Genomic DNA, 14,338 nt, shown 5'->3' on the forward strand with positions numbered 1-14,338 from the left:
TCAGTCCTTGGGGAGCCCGAGGCCGGGTGCCAACCGATCGAGGGCGAGCCGGGCGAGAGGGACCTCGACACCGAGCTCGTCGGCGAGCGCGATCGCGAAGCCGAGGTCCTTCTCCCCCAGCGCGACGACGTGGCCGAAGACGCCATGCCAGAAGTCGTCCGGGGCGATCGGCGCCGTGGAGTCGCGGTAGAGGATCGCGCCGGGTCCGCCAGTGATCGCGTCGGTGTGGCGGACGACCTCGCCCAGCGCGACCAGGTCCAGTCCGGCCGCCTCCGCGAGGCGCTGGGCCTCGGTGGCAGCGGTGAAGGAGGCGAAGTGGAGCAGGTTGCGTGCCAGCTTGAACCTCGTTCCGGCGCCGACCGGACCAGCATGGACGACCTTGGAGCCCATCGCCGCCAGGACCGACGACGCAGCTGCGTACGCCTCTGGGGAGCCGCCAACCAGGATCGCGAGCGTCCCATCGGCTGCGCCCATGGGACCGCCGGAGACGGGAGCGTCGAGGACGTGCACGCCGTGGGGCTCGGCGGTCGCGGCCAGCTCCTCGGGGGTGTCCGGCGCGACCGTGGAGTGCACGATGACGGTCAGCTGGTTCTCGCCGGGGCGGCGCCCGGCCGCGGCAAGCGCCTCGGTGAGCACCTCGCGGACCTGGTCGTCGTCACGCACCATCACGCTCAACACATCGACGGTCTCGGCGAGCTCGGCGACGGAGCCCGCCGCCTTCGCGCCCGCTGACTCGAGCTCGGCGACCGGCTCCGGAGCGACGTCGAAGACCCACAGCTCGATCCCGTCGGTCTTGGCGAGCTGGAGCGCCATCGGCTTACCGATGTTGCCCAGCCCGACGAACCCGGCGCGTGTCATAGCCGGAACGTCCCGCCGCCGTCGACGGCGATGATCTGGCCCGAGATCCACGATGACTCCTCGGAGAGGAGGAACTTCGCGGTCCCGACCATGTCCTCAGTGGTGCCGAGGCGCTTGATCGCCATCTGCTTGGTCATGTCCTTGGCCGCGTCACCGGCCTGGGTGCGGGTCGCCTCGGTGTCCGTCGGCCCCGGAGCGATCGCGTTGACCCGGATGTTCATCCCACCGAGCTCGTGGGCGAGCTGCTGGGTCAGGCCGTTGATGCCGACCTTGGCCAGGCCGTAGAAGCCGGAGTAGAGGTAGGCGGCGGTCGAGGACTGGTTGACGATCGCCCCGCCTCCCCGCCGCTGCATCACCGGGTAGACCGCACGGGTCATCACCAGGGCTCCGTTGAGGTTCACGCTCATGAACTTCTCGTAGTAGTCCCAGTCGACGGTGATCAGCAGGTCGAAGGCCATGTCGCCGTAGATGGCGGCGTTGTTGATGAGGGCGTCGATCCCGCCGTACGCCTCGGTCGTCTCGGCCACGAGCGCAGCCGCCGACTCGTGGTCGGAGACGTCGCAGAGTACGAACCTGGCGAGTCCGCCGGACGCCTCGATCTCCTTGGCGACCCGCTCGCCCTTCTCCTCGTTCAGATCGGCGACGACGACAGCGGCCCCCTCGGCGGCAAGCCCCTTGGCGTACGCCTCGCCGATCCCCTGGGCCGCCCCGGTGACGACGACGACCTTGTCCTTGAATCTCATGGTCTCTCCCGTGCTCATGCCGGCTCCGCGATCAGCTTGGTCTCCAGGTACTCCTCGAAGCCGGCCACGCCCATCTCCCGGCCGAGGCCGGACTGCTTGTAGCCGCCGAAGGGAGCGTCAGGCCCGAACCACTGGCCGCCGTTGACGCCGATGGTGCCGGTACGGATCCGGGCCGCCACCGACTTCGCACGCTCCAGCGACCCGGACTCGACCGAGCCGGAGAGGCCGTAGGGCGAGTCGTTGGCTAGGCGTACGGCATCATCGTCGCCGTCGTGGGCGATGACGGTGAGCACCGGGCCGAAGATCTCCTCGCGGGCGACCTGGGCGGTGTTGCCGAGGCCGGCGATGACGGTGGGCTGGACCCAGAAGCCGCCGGCGAGGTCGCCTTCCTTGACCGCTACGTCTCCGCCGGTCGCGAACGTGCCGCCCTCCTCCTCGGCGAGCGCCAGGTAGCCGAGGATCCGGTCGCGCTGGACCGCCGAGATCACCGGGCCGCAGATCGTGCCGGGATCGGCGGGGTCGCCGGCGCCGAGCGACGCCATGGTCGCGGCCGCCGACTCGACGGCTCCGTCGTAGGACGCGCGCGGCACGAGCAGGCGGGTGGTCAGGGCGCAGCCCTGACCTGCGTGAACGGCGACCGAGAACGCGGCCATCGAGGCAGCGGCGGCGATGTCGGCGTCGTCGAGCACGATCGCCGCCGACTTGCCACCGAGCTCGAGGAAGACCTTCTTCAGGGACGGCGCGGCGGCGGCCATGATCCCGCGGCCGGTGTTGGTCGAGCCGGTGAAGGAGACCAGGTCCACACGGGGGTCCTCCGCGAGAAGAGCGGCGACCTCGTTGCTGCGCGGGGTCACCACGTTGAAGACGCCCGCCGGGATGTCGGTGTGCTCAGCGACCAGGCGCCCGAGCTCGGCCGCCACCCACGGGGTGTCCGGAGCGGGCTTGAGCACCACGGTGTTGCCGGCGGCGAGCGCCGGGCCGATCTTGGCCAGGTTGATCTGGTTGGGGAAGTTCCACGGCGTGATCGCCGCGACGACGCCGACCGCCTCCTTCCGCACGGTGCGCCTCGAGGAGACGCCCATGGTGACCCCGACGCCGAGGTCCTGCTCCCACTCGTGGCGCTCGGCCAGATCGGTCGCCCACTTCAAGGTCTCGATGGGGGCGTCGAGCTGGGGCCCGGCGACGAGGAACGCGGGCGCCCCGACCTCGGCGGTGGTCAGCTCCCGCAGCGCGTCGACGTCGTCCAGCAGCGCCTGGTGCAGCTGACGAAGGCACCGGATCCGGAAGGCCACGTCGGTGGACCAGTCGGTCTCGTCGAAGGCACGGCGGGCGGCAGCGATCGCGGCGTTCATGTCCTCCGCCGTGGAGTCCGGCGCGCGACCGATCTCCTGCCCCGTGGCGGGGTTGAGGATGGCGTACGTCTCGCCGCTGCTCGCAGCGCCGAGCTTGCCGTCGACGTACTGCTGAGCGGGAGGGTTGGTGGGGGTGCGGGTCACTGGGGACCTCCTGTCGAAGCGCAGCCAGAGACGATGTCTGCTGTCGGGGCGGCCAGAGACGAAGTGCTCTGGGTGAGGAACTTCCCGTCGGCCACCGGAGGCGGCCAGACGGTGCTGGGCAGGTCCTTGCGCCGGTAGTGGCCCGGCTGCTCGATGCCGTTGAGCGACATCCGGTCCAGGAGCCCCTGGGTCGCCTTCTTCGCCTTGACGATGTCCAGGAAGGTCGTCGCGGTGGAGCCGAGGTCGAACCAGTCGCGCTGCCAGGCGAACTCCAGGCCCTCACCGTCGGGGCGCCGGGCGAGCCCGAACCACGATCCCCCGATGCCGAGGATCTCGTACTCCTCGCCGGTCGCGTCGTCGACGATCCCCGCGCGCTGGCGCCAGAAGCCGACCACCATGGCGTTCACGTCGTCGATCACCGTCGCCTGGTAGTCGTAGTGCCAGCCCTCGAGCCCGGCCATCTCCGTGCCGAGGGCCCACTCGCGGATCTGGTCGCGGCCGACGGCCATGAAGTGCTCGTCGGGGGTGTACATCCAGCCGTACGTCGCATCCTCGGCGTACACGTCGGCCAGCGGCGACCAGCTGCCGTCGGCCTCCGCCTGGCGGTTGAGGTCGAGCCAGTGGGCCCAGAACCCCTCGATCTCGGCGCGGTCCAGATCAGACACGTCAGTCCTCCAGTGATAAGGCGAAAGCGGGGCAGTACTTCACGGCCGCACGCGCGGCCGAAAGCTGCTCCTCGGACGGTTCGGTGATGCGTACGACGACCTGGTAGCTGTCGTCGTCGAAGGCGAAGAGCTCCGGCGCCTCGGCGAGGCACTCCTGGTGTCCCTGGCAGAGCCCCGGGTCAGCGGTGAGTCTCACGACGACCGCCGGCGGTAGCGGACCTTGCACGGCTGCTGGAGCTGGATCACCATCTTTGTGAAGTCGTCGGCGTACGACTCCAGCGGCTGAGCGGCCTCGAACGAGTAGTCGCGCAGGACGACCGAGAAGATCGCCTTCATCTGCATCATCGCGAACGCGTTGCCGACGCAGCGGTGCTTGCCCGCCCCGAACGGGATCCACGTCCACCGGTTCTGCATGTCCTCCTGGCGCGGGTCGATGTAGCGGCTCGGGTCGAAGGAGCCCGCCTTCGGGAAGTCGGCCTCGATCCGGTTGGAGACCCGTGGTGAGGCGGCGAGCAGGGTGCCGGCCGGGATGGTCTCGCCGAGCAGCTCGAAGTCCTCGCGCACCAGCCGCATCAGGATGATCAGGGGCGGGTGCAGGCGCAGCGTTTCCTTCAGCGCCGCCTCGAGCATCGGGATGGACCGAAGCGCCTGGAAGGAGACCTCGCTGCCGTCGGCGTAGAGCTCGTCGAGCTCATCGACGACCTCGCTCATGATCTCGGGATGGCGCAGCAGCTCGATCATCGCCCACGAGGCCGTGCCCGACGAGGTGTGGTGCCCGGCGAACATCATCGAGATGAAGATCCCGGTGATGGTGTCGGTGTCCATGTCGATCGAGATCAGCACATCGAGCAGATCCCGGTCTTCCTTGGCGACCTTCCCGCGCGCTACGCGCTTGTCGACGATCGCCTGGACGAGCTCGACCAGCCTCTCCCGGGCGGCGTCGCGCATCCGGAAGCTCTCGATGTCCGCGTACGCGTCGACGTAGGCGATGGCGTCGGTGCCGTGCTCCAGCTCGTGGTAGTGCTGGGCGAAGGTCGAGTCGAGCTCCTCGCGAAACGGCTTGCCGATCAGGCACGAGGATGTCGTGTAGATGGTCAGCTCGGCGAAGAAGTCGAGCAGGTCGATCTCGCCCTCCTCGCCCCAACCGGCGATCATCCGGCGGATCTCGGCCTCGATCGTCTGCGCGTGACCGCGCATCATGTCGCCGCGCAGCGCCTGGTTCTTCAGCATCTGCTGCCGCTCCTCCGGCGAGGCGTCGAAGACCACGCCCTTGCCGAAGATCGGCGTCATGAACGGGTATGCGGCGGCCTGGTCGAGCACGTCGTCGGGCGCCCGGAAGAACGCCTCGTTGGCCTCGGCCCCGGTGACCAGGACGACGTCCTTGTCGGCGAGCCGGAAGCGCCCGAGGTCGCCGCACTCCTCGCGGACGCGGGTGAACAGCGAGATCGGGTCGACCCGCATCTCAGGCAGGTGTCCGGTCCCCCGGATGATCTCGGGGACGCTCGGGTCCTGGTCGTCCAGGACGATGGAGACGGTGGGGATCGTCATCGTGCCTCCTGCACAGGGGCTTCGGGGTTGACGTCGATGGTGCTGATGTGGACACCGCGCCTGGCGGTCACGACCGACGTGATCGCGTCGGCCAGCGCCTGAGCCTTGAGGAAGTGCGGGTGACGCGCGAGTCCCCACCTGACCCACTGCTCCAGCACGAACCCGCCGAGATCGGCGGGCCACTCGTTGCCGATGTCGGAGTGGGTGGGGCCGGGTCGCACGATGGAAGCGCGAACTCCGGTGCCCTCCAGCTCCATCTGGAGCGCGTTGACCATGCCCTCCAGGCCCCACTTGGAGGCTGCGTACGCTCCCATGAACGGTCGCGGTTTCACCGCCACGTCGGAGGAGAGGAAGACCAGGTCGCCGCGCTGCCGCTCGATCATCCCGGGCCCGAAGGCGCGCAGGACACGATGGGCACCGAGCAGGTTGATGTCGACCTGGTGACCGAAGGTCTCCGTGGAGACATCGACGGTCGCTCCCGGGTGAGTGACACCGGCGTTGCTGACCAGGACCTCGACCTCGCCGAGGTCGGCGACCGCCTTCGCGGCGAACTCGACCACCGAGTCGTCCGAGGTCACGTCGAGGGGGTGAGCGACCGCCTCTCCCCCGTCGGTCCGGATCGCGGCGGCGATCTCCTCGATCCGGTCGAGCCGCCGGGCGCCGAGCGCGACCGGGAAACCTGCCGTGGCCAGCGCCCTCGCCGTCTCGGCGCCGATCCCGGAGGAGGCGCCGGTGATCACCGCCGGGCGCCGGTCGGGCTGTGCGTACTTCTCGGACCTGGTCATCAGCGACCCATGGGGACGAAGGTGGCGGGCAGCTCGGCGAAACCACGCACGCTGGTCGAGTGCACGCGGACCGCCCGGTCGGCGTGCACGACGAACCCGGACGTACGCCGCACCAGCTCGGCCAGCACGACCCGGGCCTCGAGCCGGGCCAGGTTGGCGCCGAGACAGAAGTGCCGGCCGACGCCGAAGCTCATGATCTTGCCCAGCTCGTCGGCCGGGCGGTGGATGTCGAAGACGTCAGGTGCGGTGAAGACCCGCTCGTCGCGGTTGGCCGAGCCGAGCAGGACGAGCAGCTTCGACCCGGCCGGGACGGTCCGGCCGTGGAGCTCGACGTCCTCGGCGACGTACCGGGCCAGCATCTGGCTCGAGGTGTCGTGGCGCAGCGTCTCCTCGATCCACGCACTCACCAGCGTGGGGTTCTCCGGGTCCGCGAACACCTCAGCGAGCTGAGCGGGGTGGGCACCGAGGTGGTGGAGCGCGTTGCCGAGCAGCTTGGTGGTGGTCTCGTTGCCGGCGACGACCATCAGGAACAGGAACGCGATGACCTCGTGGTCGAGCAGCCGGTCGCCGTCGACCTCCGCCTCGACCAGCGCCGAGGTCAGGTCATCGCTGGGCCGGCCGCGCCGCAGCGTGACCATCTCGGCGTAGTAGCCGATCAGCTCCAGCGCGGCCGTCATCCCGGCCTCCGGCACGTCGCGTACGCCGTCCTCGCGGTGCACCACCAGGTCAGCCAGCCGTCGCACCTCGTCGCGGTCGGGGACCGGGACGCCCATCATCTCCGAGATCACGTCCATCGGGAGCTTGCCGGCCAGCTCGGCGATCCAGTCGGCCTCCCCCTGCTCGGCACACACCGTGGCCAGGGCGTCGAGGTAGTGGTCGGAGAGCGCCTGGATCCGCGGTGCCAGCTCACGTACGCGCCGTGGCGTGAACCCGGCCGAGACCAGCTTCCGCAGCCGGGTCTGCTCCTTGCCGTCCAGAGCCAGGAACGACATCACCCGGTGGGCGTCGGAGTTCCAGGCGCTGGCGTCGAGCGAGACCCCCATCCGGTTGGAGAAGGTGACGTCGTCCTTCAGCGCGGCGTGCACGTCGGCGTGCCGGGAGAGCGCCCAGAAGTCATCGGTGGCGTTGTAGTAGAGCGGCGCCTCGTCGCGAAGCCGGGCGTAGACCGGGTAGGGGTCCTCGTGGAAGTCGTAGTCGTAGGGGTCGAAGATCTCGGTGGTGGTGCTGGTCATCTCACTCCTCACGGACGATCACAGCCACGACCGGGGCGAGCCGGTCAGCCATCTCGTCGTAGGTCATCAGGCCCATGCCCGCCTGCAGCAGCGCACCCGAGAAGGACAGCAGCAGCGCTTCGCGCACGGCGTCCTCGGCCTCGGCCCCGCTGCCCAGCGCCGTCTCGAACCGAGAGGCGAACTCCGCTCCGATCCGCAGTCGCAGCCGCGCGACGTCCTCGTCGCTGCCCAGCAGCGCCGGCGTGACCGCCGCCGCGAGCTCGGGCTCCTCGGCGATCCGGGTCGTCAGGCCGCGGACGGCCTCCTGGACTCGCTCCGCCCTGGACCCGGTCGTCCGAACCGCCGACATCTCGGCGAGGTGACGCCAGAAGAGCTCGGCGAAGAGATGGTTCTTGGAGGCGAGGTAGGTGTAGGCCGTCGCCGAGGAGACTCCGGCCCGCACGGCCACAGACCGGATGGTCAGTGCCTCGTGCCCGGCCTGACGAAGCTCCTGGAGACCTGCGGCGAACAGTCGCTCGACCGTCTCTGCCTGGCGGGTGCTCGTTGCGCTGGACACGTGTCCAGATTAGAACACGTTCTTGTTTTCGGCAAGGGGTGATCCGGACGGGATCTGGGTACCGCAATGCCATGTCGAGAACAGACGTGCTGGGCGAGGAGTTCCAGCGACAACGCGAGGTCCTCAAACGGGTCGGGGCGACGCTGAAAGCCGCCGAGATCCCGTTCGCACTGGCCGGCGGGTACGCGGTGTGGACCCGCGGCGGCCCCGAGAGCACCCACGACGTGGACTTCGTCCTGCCCCGGTCGCTTGCCGAGAAGGCGGTCCAGGTGCTGCTCGAGAACGGGATGGACGCGGTCGCCGCACCTGAGGACTGGCTGGTGAAGGTCGGGCGCGACACCGTCGTCGTCGACCTGATCCACCGGCTGCCGACCGGGCCGGTCGACGAGGACCTGCTCGGGCGGTGCGACGAGCTGCCGGTCGACTCGGTGACCATGCCCGTCATGTCCGCGACGGACCTGATCGTCTCGCGCATGCTCGCCCTCAGCGAGCACGCGTGCGATCTCTCGCCGATCCTCGGCTGCGGCCGCGCCCTGCGCGAGCAGATCGACTGGAGGCTGGTGCGCCAGGAGGCGAAGCGAAGCCCCTTCGCGCAGTCGGCGGTCGGTCTGCTGGACGCGCTCGACATCGCCGGAGGTGGCGGCGATGCCTGAGCCGATTCGCGTGGCAGCGGTGGGTGACGTACATCTGGCAGACGACCTGCGTGGCCGCTACGCGCCACTGCTCGACGGGATCTCCGCCGAGGCCGACGCGCTGCTTGTCGCCGGTGACCTCACCCAGCACGGGACGCTCGACGAGGCGAAGGCGTTCGCCGACGAGTTCGGCGCCGCCGACGTGCCCGTTCTCACCGTGCTCGGCAACCACGACTACCACTCCGGCAAGGAGCGTGACATCGCCCAGCTGCTGGAGGAGCGCGGGATGACCGTCCTCGAGGGCACCTCGACCACCATCGAGACCAAGGCCGGCCGTCTCGGCGTCGCCGGCATCAAAGGCTTCTGCCTCGGCTTCTCGGGCCGCTGCGCCGCCGACTTCGGCGAGCCGGAGATGAAGGCATTCACGGGGCACGGCATCGAGACCGCCGACGTCCTGCGCCGGGCCCTCGACGATCTGGCCGGCGAGGAGCCTGACGTCACCGTCGCCCTCTCGCACTTCGCTCCCGTGGACGGCACCCTGCTCGGCGAGCCGAAGGAGATCTGGCCCTTCCTCGGCAACTACCGGCTCGGCGAGGCGATCGACGAGTCGGGAGTGGATCTTGCGGTCCACGGCCACGCCCACGCCGGACGCGAGAAGGGCCTCACCCCCGCGGGAGTGCCGGTGCGCAACGTCGCCCAGCCCGTCATCCAGGCGGCATTCCGCGTCTACGACGTCGTCCCCAGGAGGTCGGCATGAACGAGCAGCTCGCCCGAGACCTCGAGTGTGCGATCGCGACCGATCCGCGCACCCACGAGCTCGGCATCCACCTCGAGGTACGCGGGGACCATCTGGTCGTCTGCGGCGAGGTGGCCACCGAGAAGCGCCGGGCCATGGTGCTCGACGTCATCAGGGAGCACGACACCGGGCTCGACATCGCCGATCACATCGTGCTCAGCGCCGAGCCCGGTCCCGGCGGACCGGGCCACGAGCGCATCGTCCCACCGACGAGCAGCTGATCCCGCTCAGACCCCGGGCGGCAGCCGGGTGAAGTCGGGCTCACGCCCCTCGGCGAAGGCGACGAGCGCCTCGATGTTGGCCGGCCCGCCGAGCAGCTCGGCGAACTTGGCGTTCTCGAGCTCGCGCGCGGCCTCGATCCCGGGACGCAGCGATGCCGTCATGGTCTCCTTGACCGCGACCAGGCTGCTGATCGGGCGTGCGGCGAGCGTGGCGGCGTGATCCCAGGCGGTGGCGAGCAGCTCCTCGGGCGAGGTGACCCGCCAGACGAGCCCCATCTCGTGGGCCTCCTCGGCGCTGAACCACTCCCCCGACATCAGCATCCAGGCGGCGTTCTGACGGCCGATCAGCCTTGGGAACAGGAAGCTGGAGGCCGCCTCCGGAGCGACCCCGAGGGTGGTGAACGGCGTCTTGAACCTCGCCGCCGTCGAGGCGAGGACCAGGTCGGCGAAGCCGAGGAGCGTCACCCCGATGCCGAGCCCCAGCCCGTTGACCGCCACCACCAGCGGCTTCGAGAACGCGGCCAGGGAGTCGACCAGGCCGATGAACCCGTGCGCGGCGCCGTCGTCGGCACCCGCGGCGGTCTCCTTCATCTCGACGAGGTCGGTGCCCGCCGAGAAGGCTCGTCCGCTGCCGGTCAGCAGCACCACGGCCACCTCCGGGTCCGCGTCGGCCTCGCGCAGCGCCTCGTCGAGGGCCACATAGAGCGCCTGGCTGAAGGCGTTGAGCTGGTCGGGACGGTTCAGGGTCAGCGTACGGACGCGGTCGCGGTCCTCGCTCAGCAGCAGATCAGACATGCGTGTCTCCTAGGCGCCCAGGATCAGGTCGGCGGCGCGCTCGCCGATCATGATCGACGGCGCGTTGGTGTTGCCTCCGGTGATCGAGGGCATCACGCTCGCGTCGGCGACCCGCAGGCCGTCGATGCCCTTGACCCGCAGCGACGGGTCGACCACCGCCCGCTCGTCCGATCCCATCCGGCAGGTGCCGACGCCGTGGTAGACGCTGTGCACGATGTTCGGGAGCAGCTCACGGGTGGCCTCGGCGCCGGCATGATCCGGGCCCGGCGCGATCTCGCCCTCGTTGTCGCCGAGACCCACCATCATCTCGCGCACCTTCGCGATCCCGCCCAGGAGCACCTCGGTGTCGTTGCCCGCGGTCAGATAGCCGGGGTCGAGCAGTGGGTGCGCGAGCGGGTCGGCGCTGGCCAGACGTACGGTGCCCCGGCTCTCGGGATAGATCAGCGTCGGCAGGATGCACAGGCCGGGCTTGGCCGTCGGCGGCCGGATCGCCTTCTCGCCGTCCTGGTTCGGGAACGGGTAGACCCAGTAGAGGACGTGCAGCTGCAGGTCCGGGAGCCGGCCGGCCAGCTCGCTGCGTACGAACCCGAAGGCCTCGAACTGCGACCCGGCCGCCCAGCCCTTGCGGGTGAGCAGCGACTTGGCGAAGCCCGCGGCGAAGTACGCCGGCGTGGGCCGCCGCAGCGCCGAGTCCATCCGGAAGGAGACCGGCACGAAGAGATGGTCGTGGAAGTTGTCGCCGACCGGGAGGTCCGCGTGGACCTCGATGCCGTGGTCGCGGAGGTGGTCGGAATGACCGATTCCGGAGAGCATCAGCAGGTGCGGCGAGCCGTAGACGCCGGCCGAGACGATCACCTCGCGCGAGGCCCGGATCGTCTGCTTCTCGCCGTCGGCGCCGACGACCTCGACACCGGTTGCGCGCGAGCCCTCGATCCGCACCCGGGTGACCTGCGCCTTGGTCAGGATCAGCAGACTGTCCAGAGGCGCTTCACGCAGGTAGGCCTTGGAGGCCGAGAAGCGGCGCCCCTCGGAGGCGCTCAGCTGGACGACGCCGACGCCCTCCTGCTCCTTGCCGTTGTAGTCGTCCAGGGCACTGACGCCGAGCCGCTTGGGTGCCTCCTCGAGCCAGGTCTGCGTGGCCGGGGTGAGGTCCTTCTGGTAGCGCACCTTCACCGGTCCGCCCTCCCCGCGGAACTCGTCCGCGCCACCTTCGAAGTCCTCCATGCGCTTGAACGCCGGGAGCACGTCGTCGTAGGACCACCCGGTCGCGCCGTCGGCCGCCCAGTCGTCGAAGTTCTGGCGGTTGCCGCGCACCCAGAGCATGCCGTTGATCGAGGACGAGCCGCCGAGCACCTTGCCGCGGGTCATCGGGATGACCCGGTCGAGCGCGGCGCTCTGCGGGACCGACTTGTAGCCCCAGTCGACCAGCTTCTTCAGCTGCGGCGTGGAGAGCATCGCGGCGACGGCGCCGGGGAGCTCGAGGAGGTTCTTGATCCCGAAGGCGGTGTCCTTGGTGCCCGCCTCGATCACGATCACGCTGGCACCGCTCTCGGCCAGCCTGCGCGCGGTGGCGCAGCCCGCGCTCCCGGCTCCCACGACGATGTAGTCGGCTTCCATGTTCACTTCTCTCTCCCGTTGATCCCTTCCGCAAAGACTAGAACACGTTCTACTGTTGTGTCATGCGCCACGGCATCGTCCTGTTCACCTCGGACCGCGGCATCGCGCCCGCCGAGCTAGCCTCCGCCGCCGAGGAGCGTGGGTTCGACACGTTCTACGTGCCCGAGCACACCCACATCCCGGTGCGTCGCGACGCCCTCCATCCCACCGGCGGCACCGATCTCCCCGACGACCGCTACCTGCGTACGCTCGACCCCTGGGTCACGCTCGGCACCTGCGCCGCGGTGACCTCGAGGATCGGGCTCTCGACGGCGGTCGCACTGCCGGTCGAGTCCGACCCGATCACGCTGGCCAAGACGATCGCGACCCTCGACCACCTCTCCGGCGGCCGGGTCTCGCTGGGGGTCGGCTTCGGCTGGAACACCGACGAGCTCGCCGACCACGGCATCCCGGGCGACCGCAAGCGCACCGCGCTGAAGGAGTATCTCGAGGCGATGCGGGCGCTGTGGACAGAGGAGGAGGCGGCGTACGAAGGCGAGTTCGTCTCGTTCGGTCCGTCGTGGGCCTACCCGAAGCCGCCACAGGGCCGCATCCCGACGATCGTCGGCGCCGGCGGCGGCCCCAAGACGCTGCGCTGGATCGCTCGCAACGCCGAGGGCTGGATGACGACGCCGACCGAGGCCGGGATCGGCGACAAGGTGAAGACGCTCCAGGACGAGTGGGAGTCGGCCGGACGTGAGGGCAAGCCCGAGGTCCGTGTGCTCGTCGCGAAGCGGCCGACGGCCGATGACCTCGCCGAATGGTCGGTCGCCGACGAGCTGATCTGGGGCGTGCCCGACGCCGAACCGGCCGGCGTGCTCACCTACCTCGACAAGCTGGCCGGACGCGTCATCTCATGAGTGACATCCGTGAGATCGAGCAGCTCAAGTACCGCTACGTACGCTTCCTCGACACCAAGCAGTGGGACGAGTTCGCCACCTGCTTCAGCGACGCCGCCACCGCCGACTACGCCGGGCTCTCCTTCACCTCGCCCGGCGACCTGGTGGACTACATGCGCACCAACCTGCCCGCGGAGATCATCACGATGCACCATCTCCACCACCCCGAGATCACGATCGACGGCGATGAAGCCACCGGCCGCTGGTACCTCTACGACAAGGTCTTCGCTCCCGCCTTCGAGTTCGCCCTCGAGGGCGCCGCCTTCTACGAGGACCGCTACGTCCGTACGCCGCGGGGCTGGCGGATCGCCCACACCGGATACCAGCGCACATGGGAGCTCACCACCAGCCTGAAGGACCAGCCCAGCGCGAAGCTAGTCGGACCCGGCGGACCGTCCACGCACGCCTGATGACCGGTAGGTTCGGACACATGCGGATCGTGTTCGGAGCCGACGACGAGAACGAGACCACCCGAGCCGTGCTCGCCGCGCTCCGGGAGCGTGGCGAGGTCGAGATCGTGACCGACGACTCCTGGCCGGACCTCGGCTCCGGCATCGGCCGCGCAGTGGTCGAGGGCCGAGCCGACGTCGGCGTGGTGATGTGCTGGACCGGCACCGGCACGGCGATCGCCGCCAACAAGGTCCCCGGCGTCCGCGCCGCCCTAGCCTGGGAGCCCTGGATCGCCCGCGGCGCCCGGCTGTGGAACGACGCCAACGTCCTGGCGATGAGCCTCAAGCGGCTCGCGCCCGACGTCGCGGTCGAGGTCACCCAGGCGTTCCTCGACGAGACCATCCCCGACTCGGACGAGGCGGCGGCCATCCGCCGCCTCGACGAGCTGCCCTGAGGCGGGTAGGTCAGCCCAGCTCGCGGTAGCCGCTTCGGAAGAAGAGCAGCGGCTCGGTCGCGGCACCCTCCTCGAGGTCGAGGACGCGGCCGACGACGAGGTAGTGGTCGCCCTCCTCGTGGACCGAGTGGACCGCGCAGTCGAGATACCCGATCGCACCGGACAGGTGCGGGTCGCCGTGATGCGGCGACGGGGTCCAGGAGATGTCCGCGTACTTGTCGGCAGCCCGCGAGGCGAACTGGTTCGAGACCGCCTCCTGACCTGCGGCGAGGATGTTGACCGAGAAGTGCCCGGCACGACGGATCCGCGCCCAGGCGCGCGACGACTTGGTCGGCGCGAACAGGATGAGCGGCGGCCGCAGCGACACCGACGAGAACGACTGGCACGTCATCCCCACCGGTCCTTCCGCCGTCTGCGCCGTGATCACGGTGACCCCGGAGGCGAACCGGCCCAGCACCGTACGGAACAGGGCGTCCGCCTCCGCGTCGGAAGGGGTCTCCGGAGGAGACGGTGGCGCCTCGAAGTCGAAGCGACCGTGGAAGGAGTCGATCAGCTCCGGATGCGGCCAGCTCTCGGCGGCATCGGGAGACATCCCATCAGGCACCTCTATAC

The 14,338-nt window shown here is 69.8% G+C and carries 18 protein-coding genes; 6 read left to right on the forward strand and 12 right to left on the reverse strand.

The window, feature by feature from the left end; translation table 11 throughout:
* The 9 genes from BJ988_RS10580 to BJ988_RS10620 are packed head-to-tail and all read right to left on the reverse strand — an operon-like array spanning position 1 to position 7,883.
* A complete protein-coding gene (locus tag BJ988_RS10580; RefSeq protein WP_179657949.1) occupies positions 1-858 on the reverse strand; it encodes an NAD(P)-dependent oxidoreductase in 858 nt (285 codons plus the stop codon).
* The gene (locus BJ988_RS10585) at positions 855-1,619 is read right to left on the reverse strand and encodes an SDR family oxidoreductase (RefSeq protein ID WP_246321457.1); all 765 of its coding nucleotides are present in this window, start codon (positions 1,617-1,619) and stop codon (positions 855-857) included. The genes BJ988_RS10580 and BJ988_RS10585 overlap by 4 nt, the downstream gene beginning before the upstream one ends.
* Positions 1,616-3,097 carry an aldehyde dehydrogenase gene (locus BJ988_RS10590; RefSeq protein WP_179657950.1) on the reverse strand — a complete coding sequence of 494 codons (1,482 nt, stop codon included), beginning with the start codon at positions 3,095-3,097 and terminating at the stop codon, positions 1,616-1,618. The genes BJ988_RS10585 and BJ988_RS10590 overlap by 4 nt, the downstream gene beginning before the upstream one ends.
* The gene (locus BJ988_RS10595) at positions 3,094-3,762 is read right to left on the reverse strand and encodes a nuclear transport factor 2 family protein (RefSeq protein WP_179657951.1); all 669 of its coding nucleotides are present in this window, start codon (positions 3,760-3,762) and stop codon (positions 3,094-3,096) included. Before BJ988_RS10595 ends, BJ988_RS10590 begins: the two co-directional genes overlap by 4 nt.
* Position 3,763: 1 nt before the next feature.
* Positions 3,764-3,958 (reverse strand): ferredoxin, encoded by a 195-nt coding sequence (locus BJ988_RS10600; protein ID WP_179657952.1) that lies wholly within the window; start codon positions 3,956-3,958, stop codon positions 3,764-3,766.
* Positions 3,955-5,310, reverse strand: coding sequence for a cytochrome P450 (locus tag BJ988_RS10605; protein WP_246321458.1), 1,356 nt, complete (start codon positions 5,308-5,310; stop codon positions 3,955-3,957). Before BJ988_RS10605 ends, BJ988_RS10600 begins: the two co-directional genes overlap by 4 nt.
* Positions 5,307-6,095 (reverse strand): SDR family oxidoreductase, encoded by a 789-nt coding sequence (locus tag BJ988_RS10610; protein WP_179657953.1) that lies wholly within the window; start codon positions 6,093-6,095, stop codon positions 5,307-5,309. The genes BJ988_RS10605 and BJ988_RS10610 overlap by 4 nt, the downstream gene beginning before the upstream one ends.
* On the reverse strand, positions 6,095-7,327 hold the full coding sequence (locus BJ988_RS10615) for a cytochrome P450 (protein ID WP_179657954.1): 1,233 nt from the start codon (positions 7,325-7,327) through the stop codon (positions 6,095-6,097). The genes BJ988_RS10610 and BJ988_RS10615 overlap by 1 nt, the downstream gene beginning before the upstream one ends.
* 1 nt (position 7,328) lies before the next feature.
* Positions 7,329-7,883 carry a TetR family transcriptional regulator gene (locus BJ988_RS10620; RefSeq protein WP_179657955.1) on the reverse strand — a complete coding sequence of 185 codons (555 nt, stop codon included), beginning with the start codon at positions 7,881-7,883 and terminating at the stop codon, positions 7,329-7,331.
* A gap of 71 nt (positions 7,884-7,954) precedes the next feature.
* On the opposite strand from BJ988_RS10620, the gene BJ988_RS10625 reads away from it, so the two are divergent.
* From BJ988_RS10625 to BJ988_RS10635, 3 genes are read left to right on the forward strand one after another with little or no spacing between them, the layout of a single operon-like run.
* Complete coding sequence (locus BJ988_RS10625; RefSeq protein WP_179657956.1) at positions 7,955-8,536, forward strand: nucleotidyltransferase family protein; 582 nt, start codon at positions 7,955-7,957, stop codon at positions 8,534-8,536.
* Positions 8,529-9,272, forward strand: coding sequence for a metallophosphoesterase family protein (locus tag BJ988_RS10630; protein ID WP_179657957.1), 744 nt, complete (start codon positions 8,529-8,531; stop codon positions 9,270-9,272). The genes BJ988_RS10625 and BJ988_RS10630 overlap by 8 nt, the downstream gene beginning before the upstream one ends.
* On the forward strand, positions 9,269-9,532 hold the full coding sequence (locus tag BJ988_RS10635; RefSeq protein ID WP_179657958.1) for a BON domain-containing protein: 264 nt from the start codon (positions 9,269-9,271) through the stop codon (positions 9,530-9,532). The genes BJ988_RS10630 and BJ988_RS10635 overlap by 4 nt, the downstream gene beginning before the upstream one ends.
* 6 nt (positions 9,533-9,538) lie before the next feature.
* Here the strand turns inward: BJ988_RS10635 and BJ988_RS10640 are convergent, their stop codons facing one another.
* Together BJ988_RS10640 and BJ988_RS10645 are read right to left on the reverse strand one after the other, a co-directional pair.
* Entirely contained in the window at positions 9,539-10,327 is a 789-nt protein-coding gene (locus BJ988_RS10640) for an enoyl-CoA hydratase/isomerase family protein (protein ID WP_179657959.1), read from the reverse strand.
* Between the two features lie 9 nt (positions 10,328-10,336).
* Complete coding sequence (locus tag BJ988_RS10645) at positions 10,337-11,944, reverse strand: GMC family oxidoreductase (RefSeq protein WP_179657960.1); 1,608 nt, start codon at positions 11,942-11,944, stop codon at positions 10,337-10,339.
* 62 nt (positions 11,945-12,006) lie between these two features.
* Here BJ988_RS10645 and BJ988_RS10650 point away from each other — a divergent pair, with 62 nt between their 5' ends.
* Genes BJ988_RS10650 through BJ988_RS10660 form a run of 3 tightly spaced genes read left to right on the forward strand, consistent with a single transcriptional unit; the run spans position 12,007 to position 13,726 of the window.
* Positions 12,007-12,843 carry an LLM class F420-dependent oxidoreductase gene (locus BJ988_RS10650; RefSeq protein WP_179657961.1) on the forward strand — a complete coding sequence of 279 codons (837 nt, stop codon included), beginning with the start codon at positions 12,007-12,009 and terminating at the stop codon, positions 12,841-12,843.
* On the forward strand, positions 12,840-13,292 hold the full coding sequence (locus BJ988_RS10655) for a nuclear transport factor 2 family protein (RefSeq protein ID WP_179657962.1): 453 nt from the start codon (positions 12,840-12,842) through the stop codon (positions 13,290-13,292). Before BJ988_RS10650 ends, BJ988_RS10655 begins: the two co-directional genes overlap by 4 nt.
* Positions 13,293-13,312: 20 nt before the next feature.
* Positions 13,313-13,726, forward strand: a complete 414-nt coding sequence (locus tag BJ988_RS10660; RefSeq protein ID WP_179657963.1) for an RpiB/LacA/LacB family sugar-phosphate isomerase — start codon at positions 13,313-13,315, stop codon at positions 13,724-13,726.
* 10 nt (positions 13,727-13,736) lie between these two features.
* Here BJ988_RS10660 and BJ988_RS10665 read toward each other — a convergent pair whose 3' ends face one another.
* Positions 13,737-14,318, reverse strand: coding sequence for a flavin reductase family protein (locus tag BJ988_RS10665; protein WP_179657964.1), 582 nt, complete (start codon positions 14,316-14,318; stop codon positions 13,737-13,739).
* Between the last annotated feature and the right edge of the window lie 20 nt (positions 14,319-14,338).

Origin of the sequence: Nocardioides panzhihuensis (genome assembly GCF_013408335.1) — a bacterium.
Classification (GTDB): domain Bacteria; phylum Actinomycetota; class Actinomycetes; order Propionibacteriales; family Nocardioidaceae; genus Nocardioides; species Nocardioides panzhihuensis.